The sequence below is a fragment of the Okeania sp. SIO2B9 genome, assembly GCF_010672505.1.
GTDB lineage: Bacteria > Cyanobacteriota > Cyanobacteriia > Cyanobacteriales > Microcoleaceae > Okeania > Okeania hirsuta.
In genome coordinates, this window is sequence record NZ_JAAHGK010001664.1 from 1 (window position 1) to 1,329 (window position 1,329).

Sequence of the window (1,329 nt, forward strand, 5' to 3'; positions counted from 1 at the left end):
ATTATCATTTTCTTTGTGGGTTTAATACCCCACCGTCTACACGGTGTTCAAAATTACTTGGGGTGAGAATCCCCATGTAATTTTCCTCCTGTCTCCTGTCTCCTGTCTCCTGTCTCCTTCTTCAAATCCGGCAGGTTTGATTTATTCTTCTTAATTAAGCAGAAACTTTACTAGCAGAGTGCTTTGGAATGTATAGCAGTCGAAGGAAAGGGAGCGGACGTATCAAAAGCTTAAAACTCAGACAACGCCAGATTTTTCCTTCTCTCCTAGATAACTAATCGCCTAGATAACTAAAACATTCTTCCTTCTACCATAACACACCAAAGCTAGAATATAACAGATTCTTTGTACTGCTATAGTTATGAGGACTTTATTTAATGTCTCGCTCTAGAATTTTTACATGGCGATCGCTGTTGACTATTAGCATAGTTTTATGCTTGGTTTTACTACTAACAATTACTACTATACTTGCTGTTATTCGCCCACCTCGAACTAACACTAACTTATTACTATTTCCAGGCATTATTTATCAAAGATTTGCCTTTTCTCAACCACGCCAGGTCATGATTCATGTTGTGACTATAGCTCTGAACACCCCTGGAGTAAAAGCATTAGTCACACCAAGAATTTCTACTTTTCCAGATATGAAAATTCGTGCCCGCACCACTTCTGAATTTGTCAATGAATTTGATTTACAACTAGCAATAAATGCCAATTTTTTCTCCCCCTTTTATGAAAAGACGCCTTGGGATTTTTACCCTAAAAGTGGTGATTTAGTTAATGTAGTTGGTCGGGCAATATCTAATGGTGATGACTACTCTATAATTGATAGAAACTGGCCGACTTTATGTTTGAGTGTTAATAATTATGCTCAAATATCAGATAACTCTATTTGTTCAGCTCAAACTATTCAAGCTATCTCTGGTAATTTAATTTTAGTTGCTAATGGTCAAGCAGTTACTCTGCCAAAAAATTCACCTTTGAATCAAAAACCCTATCCACGGACAGCAGTAGCAATTAATCAAACAGGAGATAAATTATGGTTAATTTTAGTTGATGGTAAACAGCCTTTTTATAGTAATGGTGTTACTTTGGCAGAATTAACTAAATTTATTATTAATTTAGGTGCTGATAAAGCATTAAATTTAGATGGTGGTGGTTCAACAACTTTAGTAGTAAATTCTAATTCCCAAGCTAAATTATTAAATTCACCAACTCATACTCTTGTACCTATGCGTGAACGTTCAATTGCTAACCATTTAGGATTTTATGCTCTACCTTAGACCAGTTTGATAAATATTTGCTACAAATAGATAGGCTATTTCTTCA

The 1,329-nt window shown here is 35.3% G+C and carries 1 protein-coding gene; it reads left to right on the forward strand.

Annotated features, from left to right (window positions below):
* The first annotated feature begins 377 nt into the window (after window positions 1-377).
* Window positions 378-1,283 carry a phosphodiester glycosidase family protein gene (locus F6K13_RS33515; protein WP_124155696.1) on the forward strand — a complete coding sequence of 302 codons (906 nt, stop codon included), beginning with the start codon at window positions 378-380 and terminating at the stop codon, window positions 1,281-1,283.
* The last annotated feature ends 46 nt before the right edge of the window (window positions 1,284-1,329 follow it).